Annotated in this window: 19 protein-coding genes; 8 read left to right on the top strand and 11 right to left on the bottom strand. The window is 65.1% G+C overall.

Translation table 11 applies throughout. The annotated features are described in order from the left end of the window. Positions 1-17: 17 nt before the first annotated feature. Together FJW08_RS10325 and FJW08_RS10320 are read right to left on the bottom strand one after the other, a co-directional pair. Complete coding sequence (locus tag FJW08_RS10325) at positions 18-1,427, bottom strand: ATP-binding protein (RefSeq protein WP_140758501.1); 1,410 nt, start codon at positions 1,425-1,427, stop codon at positions 18-20. Then, a complete protein-coding gene (locus tag FJW08_RS10320; protein ID WP_140758586.1) occupies positions 1,424-2,140 on the bottom strand; it encodes a response regulator transcription factor in 717 nt (238 codons plus the stop codon). Before FJW08_RS10320 ends, FJW08_RS10325 begins: the two co-directional genes overlap by 4 nt. 284 nt (positions 2,141-2,424) lie before the next feature. Here FJW08_RS10320 and FJW08_RS10315 point away from each other — a divergent pair, with 284 nt between their 5' ends. The 4 genes from FJW08_RS10315 (at position 2,425) to clpS (ending at position 3,967) form a co-directional block, all read left to right on the top strand. After that, the gene (locus FJW08_RS10315) at positions 2,425-2,724 is read left to right on the top strand and encodes a hypothetical protein (protein WP_140758500.1); all 300 of its coding nucleotides are present in this window, start codon (positions 2,425-2,427) and stop codon (positions 2,722-2,724) included. A 37-nt stretch (positions 2,725-2,761) separates the two neighbouring features. Beyond that, a complete protein-coding gene (locus FJW08_RS10310; RefSeq protein ID WP_140758499.1) occupies positions 2,762-3,055 on the top strand; it encodes a hypothetical protein in 294 nt (97 codons plus the stop codon). A 162-nt stretch (positions 3,056-3,217) separates the two neighbouring features. Beyond that, a complete protein-coding gene (locus FJW08_RS10305; RefSeq protein ID WP_140758498.1) occupies positions 3,218-3,532 on the top strand; it encodes a hypothetical protein in 315 nt (104 codons plus the stop codon). A gap of 129 nt (positions 3,533-3,661) precedes the next feature. Beyond that, positions 3,662-3,967, top strand: a complete 306-nt coding sequence (clpS, locus tag FJW08_RS10300; protein WP_140734332.1) for an ATP-dependent Clp protease adapter ClpS — start codon at positions 3,662-3,664, stop codon at positions 3,965-3,967. 11 nt (positions 3,968-3,978) lie between these two features. On the opposite strand, the gene FJW08_RS10295 is transcribed toward clpS, so the two are convergent. Genes FJW08_RS10295 through FJW08_RS10280 form a run of 4 tightly spaced genes read right to left on the bottom strand, consistent with a single transcriptional unit; the run spans position 3,979 to position 10,900 of the window. Beyond that, positions 3,979-6,051 carry a hypothetical protein gene (locus tag FJW08_RS10295; protein ID WP_140810417.1) on the bottom strand — a complete coding sequence of 691 codons (2,073 nt, stop codon included), beginning with the start codon at positions 6,049-6,051 and terminating at the stop codon, positions 3,979-3,981. A 60-nt stretch (positions 6,052-6,111) separates the two neighbouring features. Continuing rightward, a complete protein-coding gene (locus FJW08_RS10290) occupies positions 6,112-8,934 on the bottom strand; it encodes a DUF4159 domain-containing protein (RefSeq protein WP_140810416.1) in 2,823 nt (940 codons plus the stop codon). Continuing rightward, on the bottom strand, positions 8,931-9,896 hold the full coding sequence (locus FJW08_RS10285; protein ID WP_140810414.1) for a DUF58 domain-containing protein: 966 nt from the start codon (positions 9,894-9,896) through the stop codon (positions 8,931-8,933). Before FJW08_RS10285 ends, FJW08_RS10290 begins: the two co-directional genes overlap by 4 nt. Further along, positions 9,896-10,900, bottom strand: coding sequence for a MoxR family ATPase (locus FJW08_RS10280; RefSeq protein ID WP_140810413.1), 1,005 nt, complete (start codon positions 10,898-10,900; stop codon positions 9,896-9,898). Before FJW08_RS10280 ends, FJW08_RS10285 begins: the two co-directional genes overlap by 1 nt. A gap of 157 nt (positions 10,901-11,057) precedes the next feature. Between FJW08_RS10280 and FJW08_RS10275 the strand changes: the two genes are divergently transcribed. The 3 genes from FJW08_RS10275 to FJW08_RS10265 are packed head-to-tail and all read left to right on the top strand — an operon-like array spanning position 11,058 to position 13,578. Next, positions 11,058-11,687, top strand: a complete 630-nt coding sequence (locus FJW08_RS10275; protein ID WP_140810454.1) for a DUF1285 domain-containing protein — start codon at positions 11,058-11,060, stop codon at positions 11,685-11,687. Then, positions 11,687-12,319: a CoA pyrophosphatase gene (locus tag FJW08_RS10270; RefSeq protein WP_140810412.1), complete on the top strand. Its 633-nt coding sequence runs from the start codon at positions 11,687-11,689 to the stop codon at positions 12,317-12,319. Before FJW08_RS10275 ends, FJW08_RS10270 begins: the two co-directional genes overlap by 1 nt. Next, entirely contained in the window at positions 12,316-13,578 is a 1,263-nt protein-coding gene (locus FJW08_RS10265; RefSeq protein WP_140810411.1) for a CCA tRNA nucleotidyltransferase, read from the top strand. The genes FJW08_RS10270 and FJW08_RS10265 overlap by 4 nt, the downstream gene beginning before the upstream one ends. Positions 13,579-13,626: 48 nt before the next feature. Here the strand turns inward: FJW08_RS10265 and FJW08_RS10260 are convergent, their stop codons facing one another. The 5 genes from FJW08_RS10260 to hemF all read right to left on the bottom strand — a co-directional run bounded on the left by FJW08_RS10260 (position 13,627) and on the right by hemF (position 17,401). After that, positions 13,627-14,613, bottom strand: a complete 987-nt coding sequence (locus tag FJW08_RS10260; RefSeq protein WP_140810410.1) for a S8 family serine peptidase — start codon at positions 14,611-14,613, stop codon at positions 13,627-13,629. Between the two features lie 86 nt (positions 14,614-14,699). After that, positions 14,700-15,278, bottom strand: a complete 579-nt coding sequence (locus FJW08_RS10255) for a hypothetical protein (RefSeq protein ID WP_140810409.1) — start codon at positions 15,276-15,278, stop codon at positions 14,700-14,702. Between the two features lie 245 nt (positions 15,279-15,523). Beyond that, on the bottom strand, positions 15,524-15,709 hold the full coding sequence (locus FJW08_RS10250) for a DUF1059 domain-containing protein (RefSeq protein ID WP_027143380.1): 186 nt from the start codon (positions 15,707-15,709) through the stop codon (positions 15,524-15,526). A 213-nt stretch (positions 15,710-15,922) separates the two neighbouring features. After that, positions 15,923-16,183, bottom strand: a complete 261-nt coding sequence (locus FJW08_RS10245) for a DUF1344 domain-containing protein (RefSeq protein WP_140810407.1) — start codon at positions 16,181-16,183, stop codon at positions 15,923-15,925. Between the two features lie 303 nt (positions 16,184-16,486). Then, a complete protein-coding gene (gene hemF / locus FJW08_RS10240; protein WP_140810406.1) occupies positions 16,487-17,401 on the bottom strand; it encodes an oxygen-dependent coproporphyrinogen oxidase in 915 nt (304 codons plus the stop codon). Between the two features lie 163 nt (positions 17,402-17,564). Between hemF and FJW08_RS10235 the strand changes: the two genes are divergently transcribed. Beyond that, the gene (locus FJW08_RS10235; protein ID WP_023770299.1) at positions 17,565-17,822 is read left to right on the top strand and encodes a hypothetical protein; all 258 of its coding nucleotides are present in this window, start codon (positions 17,565-17,567) and stop codon (positions 17,820-17,822) included. The last annotated feature ends 159 nt before the right edge of the window (positions 17,823-17,981 follow it).

Genomic DNA, 17,981 nt, shown 5'->3' with positions numbered 1-17,981 from the left:
ACGCGGCCTGATAAGGCTCAAGCTGCCAGCGGCAGGCGCAACTCCGTCAGCAGGCCGCCGTCGGGATGGTTGGACAGGCGCACTTCGCCGCCCGCCGCGCGCGCGATGTTGCGGGCGATGGTCAGTCCGAGCCCGAGGCCGCCGGTTTGGCGGTTGCGGGACTGTTCGAGGCGCACGAAGGAGCCGAACACGGCGTCGATCTGGGCCTGGGGTATGCCCGGCCCCTCGTCACGGATGGCGAGCGTGATCGTGCCTTCCGAGCGGCTGAGGCCGAGATGCGCCTTCGTGCCGTAGGTAACGGCGTTCTCCACCAGATTGGTGACGCAGCGCTTAAGGGCCACCGGCCGCGCCATGCAGATCAGGCCGCGGGGGCGGGCGTCGTCATTGTCGAAGGAGACGGTCTCGTAACTGTCGGCGACCGATTCCACGAGCGACCAGAAATCGATACGCTCGGGCTTTTCCTCCGTGACCTCGAATTTGGCGAAGTCTATCACGGAACTCGCGATGCTTTCGATGTCGGCGAGATCATGGGCGAGCGCCTGGCGCGCCGGTGATCTGCGCAGCAGCTCCAGCCGCAGCCGCATCCTGGTGATCGGCGTGCGCAGGTCGTGCGCGAGCGCTGCCGCCAGGTGCTCACGGTCCTCCACATACTCGCGCAGCCTTGCCTGCATGGCATTGATCGCCTTGGCGGCGGCGCGCACCTCGCGGCTGCCGCTCTCGGTGACCGGCGGGCTCTTGAGGTCGTTGCCGATCCGGTTGACGGCGGTTTCCATCATCCGGTAGGGCGCGGTCAGCCGGCGCAGCGACCAGATCGACATGATCACCACCAGCCCGGCGATCAGCGCATAGAGCGGCAGGCTGTCGACGCTCAGTATCGGGCCGACGGGCGTGATCGGTTCGGTGAAGTTCAGCCATTGGCCGTCGGCAAAACGCAGCGAGGCCGTCAGCTTCTCGCTCTGGGCGAAATCGGCGGCCAGCACCAGAAGGTCCCGCTCGACCTGGCCGATATCGGGTCCCGGCGCCGCGCCGGTGGCATCGTCGGCTTCGCGCGTCGCCGGATCGCGGCGCACGCGCGCGTCGGTGATGCCGAACTTCGACAGCCGGCCGACAAGGATGTCCTCGAGCTCGGCCAGTTCGTCGTCGCCGGCGATCGAAGAGGTGACGGCGGGCGTGTCCGAGACGGTGAGCGCATATGTCGAGTTGAACAGGCCGGCGGCGGTCGCCTTGCGCTCCTCCGGCGTGGCGCCGCTCATCAACTGCACAAGCGAGAAGGCGCGGTCGTTGAGGCGGTAGAGGTCGACCACGTCGTTGGTGGCGGCGCGGTCGCGCGACACGATGTAAAGCGTCGCGACCTGGCTGATCAGCAGGCCGGCGATGACGATCAGCAGCACCCAGACAGGCAAGGTCTGCGGCAGGAAGCGTCTCATTCGGAGGTCGTCTCGGGCAGGAACTGGTAGCCGCCGCTGCGCACGGTAAGGATCAGCTTGGGTGTCTTGGGATCGTCTTCCATCTTGCGCCGCAACCGGCTGACCAGGATGTCGATGCTGCGGTCGAAGGAATAGTCGCTGTCGCCGCCGGACAGTTCGATGAGCTGGTCGCGGGTCAGCACGCGCTGAGCGCTCTTGACGAAGGTCTGCAAGAGGTTGAACTCGGCCATGGTCAGTTCGACCCTGACGTCGTCTGGCGCGGTCAGCCGGCGCCGCGAGCAGTCCATCGTCCAGCCGGCGAAGTGGTATATCTGCTTGGTGGTGGCGCGCTTGGGCTCGGCGGCGCCATTGCGCCGCAATACGGCGCGGATGCGGGCCAGCAATTCGCGCGGGTCGAAAGGTTTGGGCACATAGTCGTCGGCGCCCATCTCGAGGCCGACGACGCGGTCCGTCGTCTCGGTGACGGCGGTCAGCATGATGATAGGCGTCGTATACTGGGCGCGCAGATCGCGGCACAGTTCCAGCCCGCTCCTGCCGGGCAGCATCACGTCGAGCACGATGAGGTCCACCTGCGAGCGACGCAGGATGGCCTCCATCTCGGTGCCATCGGCGGCGACCGAGGTGTGCAGCCCCCGCTTCTGGAAGAACTCCTGAAGCAGGTCGCGGATGCCCTTGTCGTCGTCGACGATCAGTATATGCGCATCGGATTTCACAGCTGCCCTGTCTGGTTTGCCGGCCAAGCCATTCTTGGCTGGTGAGCCACACGATAGAATTCGGGCCATATGTTGGCCAGTGCCTTGCTTTTCAAGGGAGAATGAATTCCGCCTTCTCCACATGGAAAGTGGCGCCCCAGCCTGGCCCCGGCCTGGCCAGACACAATCCAGAAACAAAATTCTACAATCGGGAAAAACTCCTGAAAAGGTAGGCCGGCATAACGGTGCCGTGGCGGTCAGGTCATCGGCTGCGACGCTAGTCTCCGGGGTTCACGGATAAACCAATGCCAAGATTGTCGGTCAGTTTGTTGGGAGTTTTGCTAGGCCTTGGCCTGCTCACTGCTGCTGTCGAACAGTCGGATGCAAAGGCGCCGCTCACCCGGAGCGAACGGTGCGCCAATCTCAGCCACCAATTTGATGAAGCCCTCGAAACCCACGCCACGGCAACGCAGGTCACCGCGGCAAAGGCACTTCAGAGAAAGGGCAACCGGTACTGCGCCGCCAAGAAACAGGCGCAGGGCATCCGGATGCTCGCCAATGCTTTGAAGCTGCTTGGAGTGACACCGAACGACCCGGTCCAGTGACACTCAAAAACGACCCGCATAAAAAGGAAATGAAGCCATGAACAAGTCCATCCTGTCCGCCCTTGGTCTCGCCGTCGCTCTCGCCTTCTCGATGCCGGTTCTCGGCAACGCAGCCACCACCACGACCGCTGCCCCGGCTGCCGCCACCACGACCACCGCTCCGGCTGCTGCCGCCACGACCACCGCTCCGGCCAAGGCTGCTCCGAAGAAGGTCGCCAAGAAGACCGCCTGCAAGGTGACCAAGAAGCACAAGTGCCCGGTCAAGAAGGCCCCCGCGAAGATGGCTCCCGCGAAAATGGCCCCCGCGAAGGCCGCTCCGAAGAAGCCCTGATCAGCTTCGAGGTCAGTTCTGGCAAGGCCGCTCCAGCCGCAAACCGGCTGGGGCGGCCTTCTGCCAAGGGCATGGTCGATGAGCTGAACACCGGCGGCTTCCAGCCATGCATCTCGATCGTGCTTAACCCGTTTGCAATGCCGGTCCTGTAGGACAATCCGCATGAAGAGGCGGCCGTCGTCCATTTTTCGCTCCATGGTGATCGGCGGCCTCGTTGCCACCGGCGTCGCAAGGGTGTTGATTCTGCTCACCGCCAGCCCCGTGCCGGATCCTGCAAGCGGGCGCACCGAGCCCTCGTTGTTCGCGCCGGCGATTTCCAGCAACTGGGATTACATCACGCCCGTGCAGGCGTGGCTTTTGATCGTGCTCGCGGGCGTGACGCTGATCTGCGTTGCCGGATGGCCGATCGCGGCATGGCTGGAACGCCGGGCGGATGCCGACGCAAGTCGCCGCATCCTCGGCCGTCAGGGCCGTTGAACCGCTACCGACCATCCCCCACATGATCGTGAAGGACCGGGCGCGGCCGCCGACGGTCCGCAAGTGGACGATCGCTGCCGCCCGTGGCAAAATGCGGACTTAAGCTCGATCGCAAAACAGTCAGTTCGAATGCCTGAAATCACCACAAAGCCGCGCGTCAAGGTCAAGCCGCAGACCGAGCGGCCTAAGCTCTACAAGGTCATCCTCGTCAACGACGATTTCACGCCGCGCGAATTCGTGGTGACGGTGCTGAAGGGCGAGTTCAAGCTCAGCGAGGACCAGGCGCACCGGGTCATGATCACCGCGCACCGGCACGGCGTCTGCGTGGTCGCGGTCTTCACCAGGGATGTCGCCGAGACCAAGGCGACACGGGCCACCGACGCCGGCAAGGCCAAGGGCTATCCGCTGCTGTTCACGACGGAACCGGAAGAGTAGGGCAGGGCGCTCTACCGTCCCTCGCGGTACCACATCGAGCCCATTGCCAGAAGCAGCAGGCCGAGGCCGAGGAAGCCGCCGAACAGCGGTACGCGCGACACGGCCTTCAGGACGCTGTCGTCGGTGGTGCGCAGGCCGATCCAGTCGCTGCCCGACGCTTCGCCGGCCGAGCGCACCGGCACGATGGAAGGCAGCGTCACGTCGCTGCCCGTGGACGAGGCCAGCCGGCGCACGCTGCCGCCGGTGGCTTCCGCCGGCGCCTTCAGACGCTCCTGCGTGGACACGACGTCAGCGAATTCCGGCGCGTTGACCGGTCCGACATGGGCGAGCGCGGTGAGATCGCCATTGGCGACCTGGAAGAGGCCGATCTCGCTGGTCTGGACGCTGCCGAGGAAGACGCCGGGTTCGGATTTGTCGAGCTTGACGGAGAGCGTCTTGCCGGACGGGGTGATGATCTGCGCCGGGCCGGGATCGTCGGCCATCGTCTGGCGGCGGATCTCCAGCACCATGCCGCGTCCCTCGGCGGTCAGCCGCTCTTCCTCGAGCTCGGGTTCCTTCATCAGCCAGTGGGCGATGCGCCGGTAGAGCTGGACATGCGGGCCGCCGCCCTCGAAGCCGCGCGCCCACAGCCAGCCCTGATCGGACAAAAGCATGCCGACGCGGCCTTCGCCCTTGCGGTCGAGCAGGAGCAGCGGCCGGTTGTCGGCGCCCTTCATCACCACTTCGCCTTGCGGATTCTGCACGCCGATGGTGCGGAACCAGCGGCTCCAGTGCGGCGGCTCGGTGGCCGAACCGTCGAGGCCGCGCGTCACCGGGTGGCGCTGGCCGAGTTCGGTCAGGCGCGGGTAGAACGCCTTGTCGACCACTTCGCCGGTCGGCATGGCCGGCAGGGCAGACATCAGCGGCGTGCGCGCGATCGAAGCCTCGCCGGCATATTCGGGACCGGCGGCGATCAGCAGCGCGCCGCCCTTTTCGACATATTCGGAGATGTAGTCGTAATAGAGGATCGGCAGCACGTCGCGGTGCTGGTAGCGGTCGAAGATGATGAGGTCGAAATCCTTGATCTTCTCGACGAACAGCTCGCGGGTCGGGAAGGCGATCAGGGACAATTCATTGATCGGCGTGCCGTCCTGCTTCTCCGGCGGCCGCAGGATGGTGAAATGGACGAGATCGACCGAGGCGTCGGATTTCAACAGATTGCGCCAGGTGCGCTCGCCCGCATGCGGTTCGCCCGAAACGAGCAGCACGCGCAGGTTCTCGCGGATGCCGTCGACCAGCGCGATGGCGCGGTTGTTGGTATCGGTCAGCTCGCCCGGCTCGCGGTCGATGGCGAGTTCGATGATGTTGCGGCCGGCACTCGGGATGGTCACCTGCAGCGGCATGGCCTGGCCAACGGTGGCATGCTCGACCGCGACCTGTTCGCCATTGACCGAGACGCGCACATCGACCGGGCCGCTCTCGTTTTCGGTCGAGATGACGCGATAGGTCATGTCGAGCGGCTTGCCGACGAGGCCGAAGCGCGGCGCGTTCTCGAAGCGAATGCGGCGATCTTTTTCGTGGTCGTTGCCGGTGATCAGGGCATGCAGCGGGGCGTTGAAGTCGGGCGCACCCGAGGGCGCGTCATGCACCTCGCCATCGGTGATCATGATGGCGCCGCCGATGCGCGAGGGCGGCACGTCGCGGAAGGCGCCTTCCAGCGCGCCGAACAACCTCGTTTCGGTGCGCTCCTCGGCGGCGTCGGACTTGCCGGCTTCGACGACGCGGACGTCGAACTGCTTGAAGCGGCCAAGACGCTGCTGCAACCCCGCCACGGCCTCGTCGGTCTGCCTGGTGCGGTCGCCAATATCCTGGCTCTGGCTGCGGTCGACGACCAGCGCGACGACGCTCTTCAGCGGCTCGCGCTCCTCATTGAGGAACACCGGATTGAAGAGGGCGGCGGCGAGCGCCAGCAGGGCGACGAAGCGCAGGACCGCGCCGCGCTGGCGAAACCACAGGCCGACGAGCGCCAGTAGCGCCAACGGCACCAGCACCAGGGCCAAAAACGGCCAGGAGATCAGCGGTTCGAAGGAGATCGACCAGTTCATGCCTTATCCTCCCTCGTCAGGGGAGGGTCGATCGGCGTCGGTGCAAGAAAGAGCATCATCCTACTGCCCCAACCTTTCGAGCAGGATGGGAACATGCACCTGGTCGGATTTGTAGTTGCCGGTCAGCATGTACATCATGATGTTGACGCCGGCGCGCAGCGCATAGACCCGCTGCATCGGGTCGGCCGGCACGGTCGGCAGCAGCGGATCGCCATTCTCGTCGACCGCCCAGGCGCCGGCGAAATCATTGGCGGTGATCATGATCGGCGACACGCCGTCGCCGGTGCGCACCGGCCGGTTGTCGGCATTGCTGGCATCGAGCGACGCCTCGACCCAGAGCGGGCTGCCGGCGAAACGGCCGGGGAACTCGGGCAGGATGAAGAAGGACTTGGTCAGCACATGGTCCGACGGCACCGGCTCCAGCGGCGGTACGTTGAGGTTGCCGAGGATGTCACGCAGCCGCTCGGTCGCCGGGCTGGTGGAATCGGCGCCGATGCCGTTGGCGAACTGGTCGCGCGTATCGAACAGCACGGTGCCGCCCTGCTGCATATAGGCGTCGATGCGGGCGATCGCGGCCTGGCTCGGCATCGGTGCCGCCGGGTCGATCGGCCAGTAGATCAGGGGATAGAAGGACAGCTCGTCCTTCGAGATGTCGACGCCGGCCGGCGCGCCCGGTTCGAGCGCCGTCTTCTCGATCAGGAAGCGGGTCAGGCCCTCGAGCCCGGCGCGGCTGATCGAATCGACGCCCGGCACGCCGGTCAGCACATAGGCGATGCGGGTTTTTGAGATCGCCTCGATAGCGACCTGGTCACCCGGCTTGGCATCGTCGGCGCGCGCGACATCGGCATGGCCGAACAGGGCGCCAAGCGCGATCAGCACGGCGGCGGTGGTTGCAGCGGCGCCAGCACGGCGCGGCCGGCGCGAAAACAGGCCGCCCATCCACAACACCGCCAGTGTGTCGAGCAGCATCAGCAACAGAGCCGCCGCGACCAGCGCACCCTTCAGGTTGTGCGATTCATCGAAGGCATATTGGACCGTGGTGACCGGCACCGTCACTTGCGGGCGCGCCAGCGGCTCGAACGTGCTTGCAGCGTCGAGCAGATTGTGGGCGAAGACGCCGGTTTCCGAGCCGTAGAGCCCGGGCGGATTCTCGAAGGTCACCGGCAGTGCGCCTGCACCCGGCACCAGCGGCCGTGCATCCGGTGTCGGCGGCACCAGAGAGCCGTCGGCCGCGATCATGCGATAGGGCGTCAGCGACGTGGCGGCGGCTTCGGCATTGGCGATCGCCGCGCCCTGGTTGCGCGACAGCTGCACGATGCGGCGCAGCATCTCGACGAAACTGCCCGAGATCGGCAGGTTCGACCATGTCGCCTCGGGCGTGACGTGGAACAGCACCAGCGTGCCCTTGCCCTTCTTCAGCCCGGTGACCAGCGGCGTGCCGTCGGCGAGGGCCGCCCAAGTGCGCTCGACGATATCGGGTGTCGGTTCGGCCAGCACCTGCCTGGTCACCGTGACCTCGGTCGGCGGGGCCAGGTCGGCGAACGGGCCGGCCTTGGGAAATTCGGTGACCGGCTGCGGCGAGGTCCATGACAGCGCGCCGCCGAGCGAACGCTCGCCGGTGCGCAGGCGGACCGGCAGCAAATCGTCGTCATTGCCGGCGGCGGCCAGCCGCGAGCCGGCGAAACGCACCAGCGTGCCGCCCTTGTCGACCCAGTCGACCAGCCTTTGCCGGACCTGCGCGGGAATGGTGCCGATATCGGCCATGACGATCATCGCCGGCTTCTGGTCGAGGATCTGCGGGATGGCGTCGGCGAGATCGGCGCTGGAGGGTTCGACCAGATCGGCGAAGGGCTGCAGCGCGCGCCTGATGTAGTAGAGCGGCGACAGAAGCGGCTGCGCCTGGTCGGCCTCGGCCTGCGACAACAGCCCGACGCGGCGGCGCTTGGAGCTTTCGTCGAGCACGCGCACGGCACCCGCGTGCCGTTCGCCGTCGAGCGCGATCGAGGCGAAGTCGTTGCGCAATTCGAACGGCACCGCCATGGTGCCGGTGGCCGTGGCTTCGCCCGGGGCGAAGGTCAGCGTCGCATCGGCGATGCGGCGGCCCTTGTCGTCGAAGGCGCCGGCGGTGACCTGCGCCGGGGCGGGATCGCCGGGCGCGCGGACGGCGGTCAGACCAAAGCCGTCGATCTGGTTTTCGGCTGATGTCAGGCCGGTCAGGGAAAGCCGGTCGGCCACCGCCCAGACGACGCGGGCGGCATTTTTCGACAACAACGTATTGAAGGCGGCCTCATCGCCCTTGGCCGCCAGGCCATCGGCCAGCACGGCGACGCTGGCGCCAGGCAAGCTCTCCAGCACGCCGGCGACGCGGGCATAGACGGCGGGCCGGTCGGTCGGGATCGGCCGCGGCTTGGCGGCGCGCAGCCGGTCGAGTGCGGCGGCGGCATCGAAGGGACCGATCTCCGCATTGGGCTTTTCCGCGGTGAAGGCGATGATAACAGGCACGCCGCTCGAGCTGGCGTCGTTGATCAGCCGCTCGGCGGTGGCGACGCGCTTGTTCCAGTCGGCGGCACTGGCCCAGTCATTGTCGATGACCAGGGCAAGTGCGGCGCCCTCGGCCGGCAGCTTTTCGCGCGGGTTGAAGACCGGTTCGGCCAATGCCGCGACGACGAGGGCCGCCATCAGCAGCCTGAGCAGAGTCAGCCACCACGGGCTGCGCTGCGGGGTTTCCTCACGCCTCAGCACACGGGCCAGGATCCTCAGCGGCGGGAACACCTCGGTCTGCGGTTTGGGCGGGGTGAGCCTCAGCAGCCACCAGATCACCGGCAGCGCCAGCAGGCCCCACAGCACCATGGGGGCGCCGAAGGAGAGCGGCAGCCAGCTCATGCGCCGACCACCCTTTCGGCAAGGCCGCCACCGGCGGCCTTGGCGGCATGACCGGAGGTCAGCCCGGCATAAGAGCCATCGGCGGTCATCGCCATGTGCAGGCGTACCAGCGCGTCGGAAGCCAGCCGGTCGGTGTGGTTGACGGTAAAGCTCCAGCCGAGCCGCTTGCACCAACCGGCCAGTTCCTGGCGGCGCGCGGTGTAGAGCAGGCGATATTCGTCGGCCAGCATCTCGGCGCGGCCGGCGGTCAGCTTGTCGCCGGTCTCGGGATCTGTGAATTCGGTGCGGCCGGCATATGGGAAGGTTTCCTCAGCCGGGTCGGCGACCTCGATCAGATGCGCGCGCACGCCGTGTCGGGCGAGCACGTCGAGCCAGGCCATGGTCTCTTCGACGGGATCGAGGAAATCGCTGGCGATGACGATGTCGCAGAAGCGCCTGATATCGGAGAGATCGGGTTTAGCCGGCAGATCACCGGCATGCATGAGCTGGGCGGCGATGCGCTCGGCGCCGTTGCGGGCGGTGAACGGATCGGTCAGCCCCGGCCAGGCGATGCGCTCGCCGCTGCGCGACAGGAGCTCGGCCATCGCCAGCGTCAGCACCAGCGCGCGCGATTGCTTGGAAACACCGGCACCCGTCGATTTGTAGAGCATGGACGGCGAGGGGTCGGCCCACAGCCAGACCGTATGGGCGGCTTCCCATTCACGGTCGCGCACATAGGTGTGGTCGTCGCGGGCCGAGCGGCGCCAGTCGATACGCGAGGAATCGCCTTCGACATAGGGCCGGAACTGCCAGAAATTTTCGCCGATGCCACGCTTGCGGCGGCCATGCCAGCCGGCGATCACCGTGTTGACGATACGGCGCGCCTCGACCAGCAGGTCGGGCACAAGCGAAGCCCGCAACCGGCCGCGGGCGAGCGCGTCACGCGTCGCTGCCGGACCCTGGACTTCGCCGATACGCGCCATCAAATAGCTTTCACAAGCTTCGCCACCACGTCTCGCACGCTGGTGCCTTCGGCGCGGGCGGCGAAGGTCAGCGCCATGCGATGCTGCAGCACCGGCTCGGCCAGCGCCCTGACATCGTCGACCGAGGGCGCCAGCCGTCCGTCGTAAAGCGCGCGTGCCCTGGTGCACAGCATCAGCGCCTGGCTGGCGCGCGGGCCTGGACCCCAGGCGACATGCTTGTCGGTGTCGGCATTGCCTTGGCCCGGACGCGCCGAACGCACCAGGGTAAGGATCGCCTCTACGACGCTTTCCGGCACCGGCATGCGGCGGATCAGCGTCTGGATCTCCTTCAGCCGCGCCGGCTGCAGCACGTTGGTTGCCTTCGCGTCCTCGACGCCGGTGGTTTCCAGAAGGATGCGGCGCTCGGCCTCGATTTCGGGGTAGAGGATGTCGACCTGCATCAGGAAGCGGTCGAGCTGGGCTTCGGGCAGCGGGTAGGTGCCTTCCTGCTCAAGCGGGTTCTGCGTCGCCAGCACATGGAAGGGCGAGGGCAGATCGTAGCGCGCGCCGGCAATGGTGACATGGTATTCCTGCATCGCCTGCAGCAGCGCCGACTGCGTGCGCGGCGAGGCGCGGTTGATCTCGTCGGCCATCAGCAACTGGGCAAAGATCGGGCCGGAGATGAAACGGAAGGAGCGCTTGCCGGTCTCGTCCTGCTCCATGACCTCGGAGCCGAGGATGTCGGACGGCATCAGGTCGGGCGTGAACTGGATGCGGCGTGAATCGAGCCCGAGCACGACGCCCAGCGTCTCGACCAGCTTGGTCTTGGCGAGGCCCGGCACGCCGACCAACAGCGCGTGGCCGCCGGCCAGCAGCGCCACCAGCGTCCGCTCGACGACGTTCTCCTGGCCGAAGATCACCCGGCCAACCCCGTCGCGGATCCTGGAGATGTCGGCAAGCGCCTTCTCGGCCTCGGCGATCATGTCCGTTTCGCTGATCGGGCTTTCCTTGACCATCACGCTCATGCCGCATCGACCCTTTTGGTTGGAAATGCCATGGTTTGGAAATGCTGGCCCGCACCATACCATAGGCGCCGCGATTCGGCCTCGCGGAGCGCCTATGGTTGAACTTAAATCACAGACTTAGGCTGACAAGCAGAACAACAGTGACTATTTCGTGACGATGACGGAACACCACGAACATCGCCGGCAAAGCCTTACGCAGGCCACCGAGGCTCGAGGCCTCGAGGCGCTGATCTCGCGCGCGGCCCGTGCCGGCAAGGGCGCGGCGCCGGTCGAGCGCTGGAATCCCGACTTTTGCGGCGATCTCGACATGGAGATCAGGGCCGACGGCACCTGGTTCTACCTCGGCACGCCGATCGGCCGCATGCCGCTGGTGCAACTTTTCTCGTCCGTGCTGCGCAAGGACGCCGACGGCAGAACCTATCTGGTGACGCCGGTGGAAAAGGTCGGCATCCGCGTTGCCGATGCGCCGTTCATCGCCGTCGAAATGGATGTTTCGGGCGAAGGCGAGGATCAGGTCATCACCTTCCGCACCAATGTCGGCGACGTGGTCGAGGCCGGACCGGAACGGCCGCTGCGCTTCGTCGACGAGAACGAGACCGGCGGTTTGAAGCCCTATCTGCTGGTGCGCGGCAGGCTGGAGGCGCTGGTGGCGCGGCCGGTCATGTACGAACTGGTTGGGCACGGCGAGGAGATCGAGATCGACGGCAGGACGATGTTTTCGGTGCGTTCGAAGAATGCCGTGTTTCCGATCATGCCGGCGGATCAGTTGAAGCGGTTGAGCGCGTGATGGACCAGATATCGCCGGCGCCGTTCTCATCGGCGGATTTTCGCGCGCGTTTCGCCGCGCAGCCGGGCGCGCATGCCGGCGACGACTATGGCGATCACCGCTTCAATCCCGGCCATCCGCGCCTCAATCCGAGCAAGCCGCTGCGCAATGCAGCGGTGCTGATCCCGGTGGTCGACCATGACGGCGAGGCGACGGTTCTGCTGACCAAACGTGCCGAGAGACTGCGCAACCATTCCGGCCAAGTGGCTTTCCCGGGCGGCACGATCGATGCGACCGATGCGAGCCCGGAGGCGGCGGCGCTGCGCGAGACCTTCGAGGAGATCGGCCTTACCCCGGACCGCATCGAGATCATCGGCCGCATGCCGGATTACGTCGCCGGCAGCGGCTACCGCATCGCGCCGGTGCTGGGCATCGTGCGGCCACATTTCCAGCTGACCCTGAACGTCGACGAGGTCGATGCCGCCTTCGAAGTGCCGCTGCGCTTCCTGATGGACTCCGCCAATCACAAGCGCGACAGCCGCATGTGGAACGATCTCGAATGGTTCTTCTACGACATGCCCTATGGCGACCGGCGCATCTGGGGCGTCACCGCCGGTATCATCCGTACGCTCTATGAAAGGCTCTATGCGTGAGTGTTTCGATCGCTGGCAGAGCTGTCTGGCTCTCCGACAAGCATTTGCAGCGACTGCTTGGCGTGCTCACCGAAGGCGGTGAGGAGGCACGTATCGCCGGCGGCGCGGTGCGCAACGTGCTGATGGACCAGCCTGTCACCGACATCGACATCGCCACGTCTTGCCTGCCGCAGGAAACCATTCGCCGCGCCGTGGCGGAAGGCTTCAAGGCGGTGCCGACCGGTATCGAGCATGGCACGATCACGGTGGTCGCCGGCGGCAAACCCTACGAAATCACCACCTTGCGCGCCGATGTCGAGACCGATGGCCGCCGTGCCAGGGTGTCGTTCGGGCGCGACTGGAAGCTCGACGCCGAGCGGCGCGATTTCACAATCAACGCGCTCTACGCGGAGGCCGACGGACGGGTTGTCGACCTTGTCGGCGGCATCGCCGACATCAAGGCGCGCCGGCTGCGCTTCATCGGTGACCCGGAGGCGCGCATCCGCGAGGATTATCTGCGCATCCTGCGCTTCTTCCGTTTCTTTGCCTGGTATGGCGGCGGCCGGCCGGATGCCGAGGGACTGAAGGCCTGCGCCCGGCTGAAGGAGGGTCTCGGCCAACTCTCGGCGGAACGCATCTGGTCCGAGCTGAAGAAGCTTTTGTCGGCGACCGATCCCTCGCGGGCGCTGCTCTGGATGCGGCAGGCCGGTGTCCTGACCGCCGCGCTGCCGGAAAGCGAGAAATGGGGCATCGATGCGATCCACGGGTTGACCAAGGCCGAGAAAGACCTGGGCTGGGCGGTGGATCCGATGCTGCGGCTGGAGGCGATCGTGCCGCCGGATGCAGCGCGCATGAAGACGCTGGCCGAGAGGCTCAGGTTCTCGACCGCCGAAGCCGATCGCATGCTCCACTGGGCGCTCACCACGGCCGTCGAGCCGAAGACGACCGAGGGCGAACTGGCGAAAAAACTCTATCGCGGCCACCGGCAAGGGTTTGTCGACCGCCTGCGGCTTTCGCTTGCCGCGGCGCGGGTGCGCGCTGTCGAGGACAATGATGCATTGCTTCAAGCGGGCGGCTTTTCGCGCCTGCTTGCCTTTGCGCTCAAATGGGAAAAACCGGTGTTTCCGCTGAAAGGGGCCGATCTAACGGCGCTCGGCGCAACGCCGGGGCCGAAGCTGGGCGAAATCCTCAAGAATCTCGAAGCGGAATGGATCGATGCGGGTTTTGCGCCCGATCGCGACGCGCTGATGAAGCGCGCCGCGGAGGCCCTTGAAACGTAGGCCAGAACCGCTGGGTGAATGCCAGTGTTACCCTGCGATTCTGTGCCGCTACTTGATCGACAGCGGAGCTAGGGCACGCGAAAGGCTTGCCTCGCCCTTGCCATAGACGGAGGCGCTATAGTTGGCCAGCGTGTCGGTACGGGCCGTATTCAGCAACTGGTTGGTGATCTGGGTCGGCGTTGCCTTGGTGAACTTGCTGCCCACGATCGCGGCATAGCCGGCAACGATCGGCGCGGCGAAAGAGGTGCCGTAAAGGCCGGTCTTGTCCCCGGTGACACCCACGACCAGGAAATGGCTCTGCACAGCCTGATTGGAGCCGGCGATGTTGGAGTACCATGCCATGCTGGCCTTGTTCGACGTCGTGCCGTTGCTGTTGAGCGCGCCGACGAAAATCGCGGATGCCTTTCCGACCAAAGCGAGGTCAAGATAGTCCTGCTGGCCGCTGGTGACGCCGCCCACGGCAACCGCGTCGTTGCCCGCGGCCTTCGAAACCACGGCCGTTCCCTTGGTGGCATAGGAGATGATGGAGGCCTCCTCGGCGCTCCATCCGATCTGGCTGGGGCTGTAACCCGCTTTGGCATACATGCCATAGCTCAGATTGAGCACGTTCAGGCCCGGCGACAGCGCGACCGATGAGCTGGTGGAAAAGTCTTTCGACCTTATCGTTGCCAGGGGCGCAACCATGCTGGCTTCTTCACGGGTCCATTCGCCGTGGCGCTGGGTCTGCGTGCCGATGCCGAAATTGCCGCTGAACTTCGATGTGCTGGAGAAATCGTCGACGATCGTGATGGTGACGCCTTGGCCCTTGTAGCCGGCACGCCATGCGGCTCCGACATCCGGGCTCATCCAGCCTTGCAAGGTCTGCGATGTCGCCGCCGGCAAGGTTGCGCTCAGGCATATGGACGCGTTCGCCCGACCGCCCATGCAGAGCGCGGATAGCGGATCCGGACCGCCAGCTTCTTGAGCCGCCGCCATGGAAGCCGGCAGAAGGGCGAGGGCCGTGGCGATACCGAACTTCCAACGCGCATTTGACATGATCTTACCCCGGTTCAACAGAAGCTAGGACGGACGACCGCAGATCTCCGGCGGCCACGCCACATCTCGTGCCCGGCCCCTCGCGATCAGAAAGTAACACGGTAATTCAGCCAGAGATGCTGGCTCTCCGGTTTAGCGTTAACCAGATATTTCAAGGTTTCCTCGGGCGCCATCTCGCCAGCGGCGAGCCGGCAATTGACGCTGTAGGTGCCCAGATCGCCATAATCGGCCTGGCAGGGCTTTTCGGTGAGCCTGCCGCCGAAGGTCGTGGTGAACGACAGGGACAGTATGCTGTTCGCACTCGGATGCAGCTGTGTGAGGAAACCCAGCTTGAGGCTCGGCCCGATCCGATACTTCTCGGCCTGTTCCCCGGTGCCAAACCCCCAAAGGATACCGGTGTCCTGGGTGATCTGCGTCATCAGGTCCACATGCATGTCGACCCAGTTTGTCTGGTACCACTGGTTGAACGATACCCGGCTTCCGGTCTGCAACTCATACCCGCCGTCACCCAGGCCTCTCGCCTTGTCGCTGAGCAGCGAGCCCTGATGGATGTCGATGAGCGATGTCGTAAATTCCTGGGCAACCGCCGGTGGCGTGCCGAGGAACACCCACGGCAGGAGCGCCGTTGCGTACAAACTCGCACGATTGCCGGACTTTTCGCGCATCCGCGAAACACCTCGCCCCACCGATTCCGGACCAGTGCCTGACGGCGACGGGCTTCTCTGGCAGCCCCCTGTAGTCTGGATATCAGTCCGACGATCGCACGGGTTCAGTTACCGCACGGTTTATTTTAGCTGGAGCAAATCTAATTTTTGAGGCGCAGGCCACGCGTCGAAATAAATCGGCTCGACGCACGCTACCCGAGCGCCGCCGCGGTTCTTTGCCAAGACCGACAGCCCCCCGCCGCGCCCTACGCCGCGTCGCGGGCCTTCTCAATTCGGGAGCGGATTGCCTCGATCATCGTCTCGCGGATGATCGTCTCGCCATGCGTCTCGCGCATATGCTCGACGGCACGGCGCATGACCTCCGCCTCCTCGTCGGCACGGGTGTGCCAGTCGCAGCCGGGAACCAGCGATCCGCAGTGGAACTGCTTCATGGGATTTCTCCTCTTCCTCCATGGAGCCGGATCGACTGCCCTGCAGGGACAGGCCGGAGCTCCGCATCTTCTTGGCCCGCTGTGCGGCCTTGGGGCCGGACCACGGGCAGGGTGAAGACCATAACACAGATGGGGTGGTATTGGTTGCGGTCAACGGTGAAAAGGCGGAGCAGCGCTGCTCCGCCCTCTTACGCTAACCCAGCGGGCAGGCCATCACTTCACGATCTTGACTGCCTCGGCAACCTTGTTCTTGCCGCTCATGTCCCACGAAATTCTGACCTTCTCGCCGACCTTCAGGCCAGGATCCTTGAAAGTCCCGGGAAGCGTAAAAGACGATCCATTGTCGAGAACCAGGCTCTTGGCCGCCGTATCGAAGGTCTTGACCGTTCCGGTGGTGTGCCTGACGGCGGCGAACGCCACCGAACCGGAAGCAAGAAGGGCGGCCGCGGCAGCGGAAACGATGATCTTTCTCATGCTGATACACTCCTGGAAGAGCGGGCATCCTTTTTGACGAGGATGGTCCCGCGTCGTCTTTGGGTCGTCCAGTCGCGTCGAGTCGCGGCTAACCTTGTTCCGACGCAATTCCGAAGGGAAAGCGGTTGCATTTCCTGGAATTGCCCTCAGGCAGACCACCGGCGCTTCCCGACCCAAATGCGACAAATAACCCAGTTTTTTCAAATGGATATTAGACGAAAAAGATATTCCTGGCGTCACATTCCGCGCCCAGATTCGACAAATGGGACATCAATGCGGCTTCACATCGCGCTCACCATCTTGTTACGGCCAGCGCACCTCCGGCGGCAGGCTGGACAGGATCGAGGCGACATTGCCGCCGGTCTTCAGCCCGAAGATGGTGCCACGATCGTGAAGAAGGTTGAATTCGACATAGCGGCCGCGGCGGATGAGCTGTTCGTCGCGGTCGCCATCGGTCCAGTTCTCGTTGAAGTTGGCGCGCACCAGGTGGCCGTAGACGACGAGGAACGAACGCCCGACATCCTGGACGAAGTTGAAATCGGCGTTCCAGCCGCCCTTCTCCTCGGCCGAATGCAGCCAGTCGAAGAAGATGCCGCCGGTGCCGCGCGGCTCGTTGCGGTGCGGCAGGAAGAAGTACTCGTCGCACCAGGCCTTGAATTTCGCATAGTCGGCGACGCCGGCGTTCTTCTCGCAAGCGAACTGCATGGCACGGTGGAAGGCTATCGTATCGGGATCGTCCTGCGTGCGGCGGCGGTCGAGCACCGGCGTCAGGTCGGCGCCGCCGCCGAACCATTGCCTTGAAGTGACGACCATGCGCGTGTTCATGTGCACGGCCGGAACGTTGGGATTCCACGGGTGCGCGATCAGCGAAATGCCCGATGCCCAGAAGCGCGGGTCTTCCTCGGCGCCAGGCATCTGCTTCCTGAATTCGGGCGAGAACTCGCCATGAACGATCGATGTGTGGACGCCGACCTTCTCGAAGACGCGGCCATGCATCATCGACATGGTGCCGCCGCCGCCCTTGCCGTGGTCACGTTCCCAGTGCGTCTGTTCGAAGCGGCCGGGCGACCAGGAGGCCAGCGGCCCGCCGAGGTCCTGCTCGATCTGCTCGAAAGCGCCACAGATGCGCTCGCGCAGCGCCTCGAACCAAAGCCGGGCCTTCATCTTCTTCTCTTCGATGTCGGCGGGTAGCCCCGCCGGTATTTCAGGTCGTTCCAAGTGCCGTCTCCGGTTTGCGGGGCGGTGAGTCGACAAAAGACTCGTCTTTTCCGGGCGCGATCCCTAATCTCTTGAGGGACAGGGTCAAGTCACTTTGGTTTTGCGCATGATCCTTTCCGAAACTCGATTTCGGGGTCATGCGCTAGGTGCAAGGAGTTGTTTCGTGCGCACCCCGGCAAGACCGCCGCTGGATGGCCTGAAGAAAAGGCTCGACCAAAGCCGGGCCGAACGCGCGCGCATGCCGCGCGACGGTTTCCTGCGCGAGACCTTCGTCCTGCCGCGCTCGGATGCCCGCCTCAAGGCCAAGGAATGGTTCGAGCGCTTCCCCAAGCAGGCCTACTGGACCGAGATCGAAAGCTGGTTCGAGCGCCCGGGCGATCTGATCGAGTTCACGATCAGGCGGCTGCCGGCGGCGGATTGAGGAATATTACAACAAAAATAGATCGCGCAATTTTGGAGAATCTAGAATTAGGTTCTCGCCAAGTAGGTTGCTGAATTTTTCCAGGCCCATTTTTCGCGCCTCGTCAAAACTCACGGACGTATAGAGGGTTGGCATGCCGCCAGAATCGATCCGGTAGAT

The organism is Mesorhizobium sp. B3-2-1, assembly GCF_006439515.1.
Lineage (GTDB): Bacteria > Pseudomonadota > Alphaproteobacteria > Rhizobiales > Rhizobiaceae > Mesorhizobium.
Note: the sequence above shows the minus strand (reverse complement) of the source record. Positions and strands in the feature narration are given on the sequence as shown.

Bases quoted from the DNA above. Each gene is read 5' to 3' on its own strand.
- FJW08_RS10315 (WP_140758500.1), top strand. From the start codon at position 2,425: ATGCCAAGATTGTCGGTCAGTTTGTTGGGAGTTTTGCTAGGCCTTGGC.
- FJW08_RS10260 (WP_140810410.1), bottom strand. From the start codon at position 14,613: ATGTCAAATGCGCGTTGGAAGTTCGGTATCGCCACGGCCCTCGCCCTT.
- FJW08_RS10250 (WP_027143380.1), bottom strand. From the start codon at position 15,709: ATGAAGCAGTTCCACTGCGGATCGCTGGTTCCCGGCTGCGACTGGCAC.
- FJW08_RS10290 (WP_140810416.1), bottom strand. From the start codon at position 8,934: ATGAGCTGGCTGCCGCTCTCCTTCGGCGCCCCCATGGTGCTGTGGGGC.
- FJW08_RS10305 (WP_140758498.1), top strand. From the start codon at position 3,218: ATGAAGAGGCGGCCGTCGTCCATTTTTCGCTCCATGGTGATCGGCGGC.
- FJW08_RS10285 (WP_140810414.1), bottom strand. From the start codon at position 9,896: ATGGCGCGTATCGGCGAAGTCCAGGGTCCGGCAGCGACGCGTGACGCG.
- FJW08_RS10325 (WP_140758501.1), bottom strand. From the start codon at position 1,427: ATGAGACGCTTCCTGCCGCAGACCTTGCCTGTCTGGGTGCTGCTGATC.
- FJW08_RS10280 (WP_140810413.1), bottom strand. From the start codon at position 10,900: ATGAGCGTGATGGTCAAGGAAAGCCCGATCAGCGAAACGGACATGATC.
- clpS (WP_140734332.1), top strand. From the start codon at position 3,662: ATGCCTGAAATCACCACAAAGCCGCGCGTCAAGGTCAAGCCGCAGACC.
- FJW08_RS10270 (WP_140810412.1), top strand. From the start codon at position 11,687: ATGGACCAGATATCGCCGGCGCCGTTCTCATCGGCGGATTTTCGCGCG.
- FJW08_RS10255 (WP_140810409.1), bottom strand. From the start codon at position 15,278: ATGCGCGAAAAGTCCGGCAATCGTGCGAGTTTGTACGCAACGGCGCTC.
- FJW08_RS10245 (WP_140810407.1), bottom strand. From the start codon at position 16,183: ATGAGAAAGATCATCGTTTCCGCTGCCGCGGCCGCCCTTCTTGCTTCC.
- FJW08_RS10295 (WP_140810417.1), bottom strand. From the start codon at position 6,051: ATGAACTGGTCGATCTCCTTCGAACCGCTGATCTCCTGGCCGTTTTTG.
- FJW08_RS10310 (WP_140758499.1), top strand. From the start codon at position 2,762: ATGAACAAGTCCATCCTGTCCGCCCTTGGTCTCGCCGTCGCTCTCGCC.
- FJW08_RS10275 (WP_140810454.1), top strand. From the start codon at position 11,058: ATGACGGAACACCACGAACATCGCCGGCAAAGCCTTACGCAGGCCACC.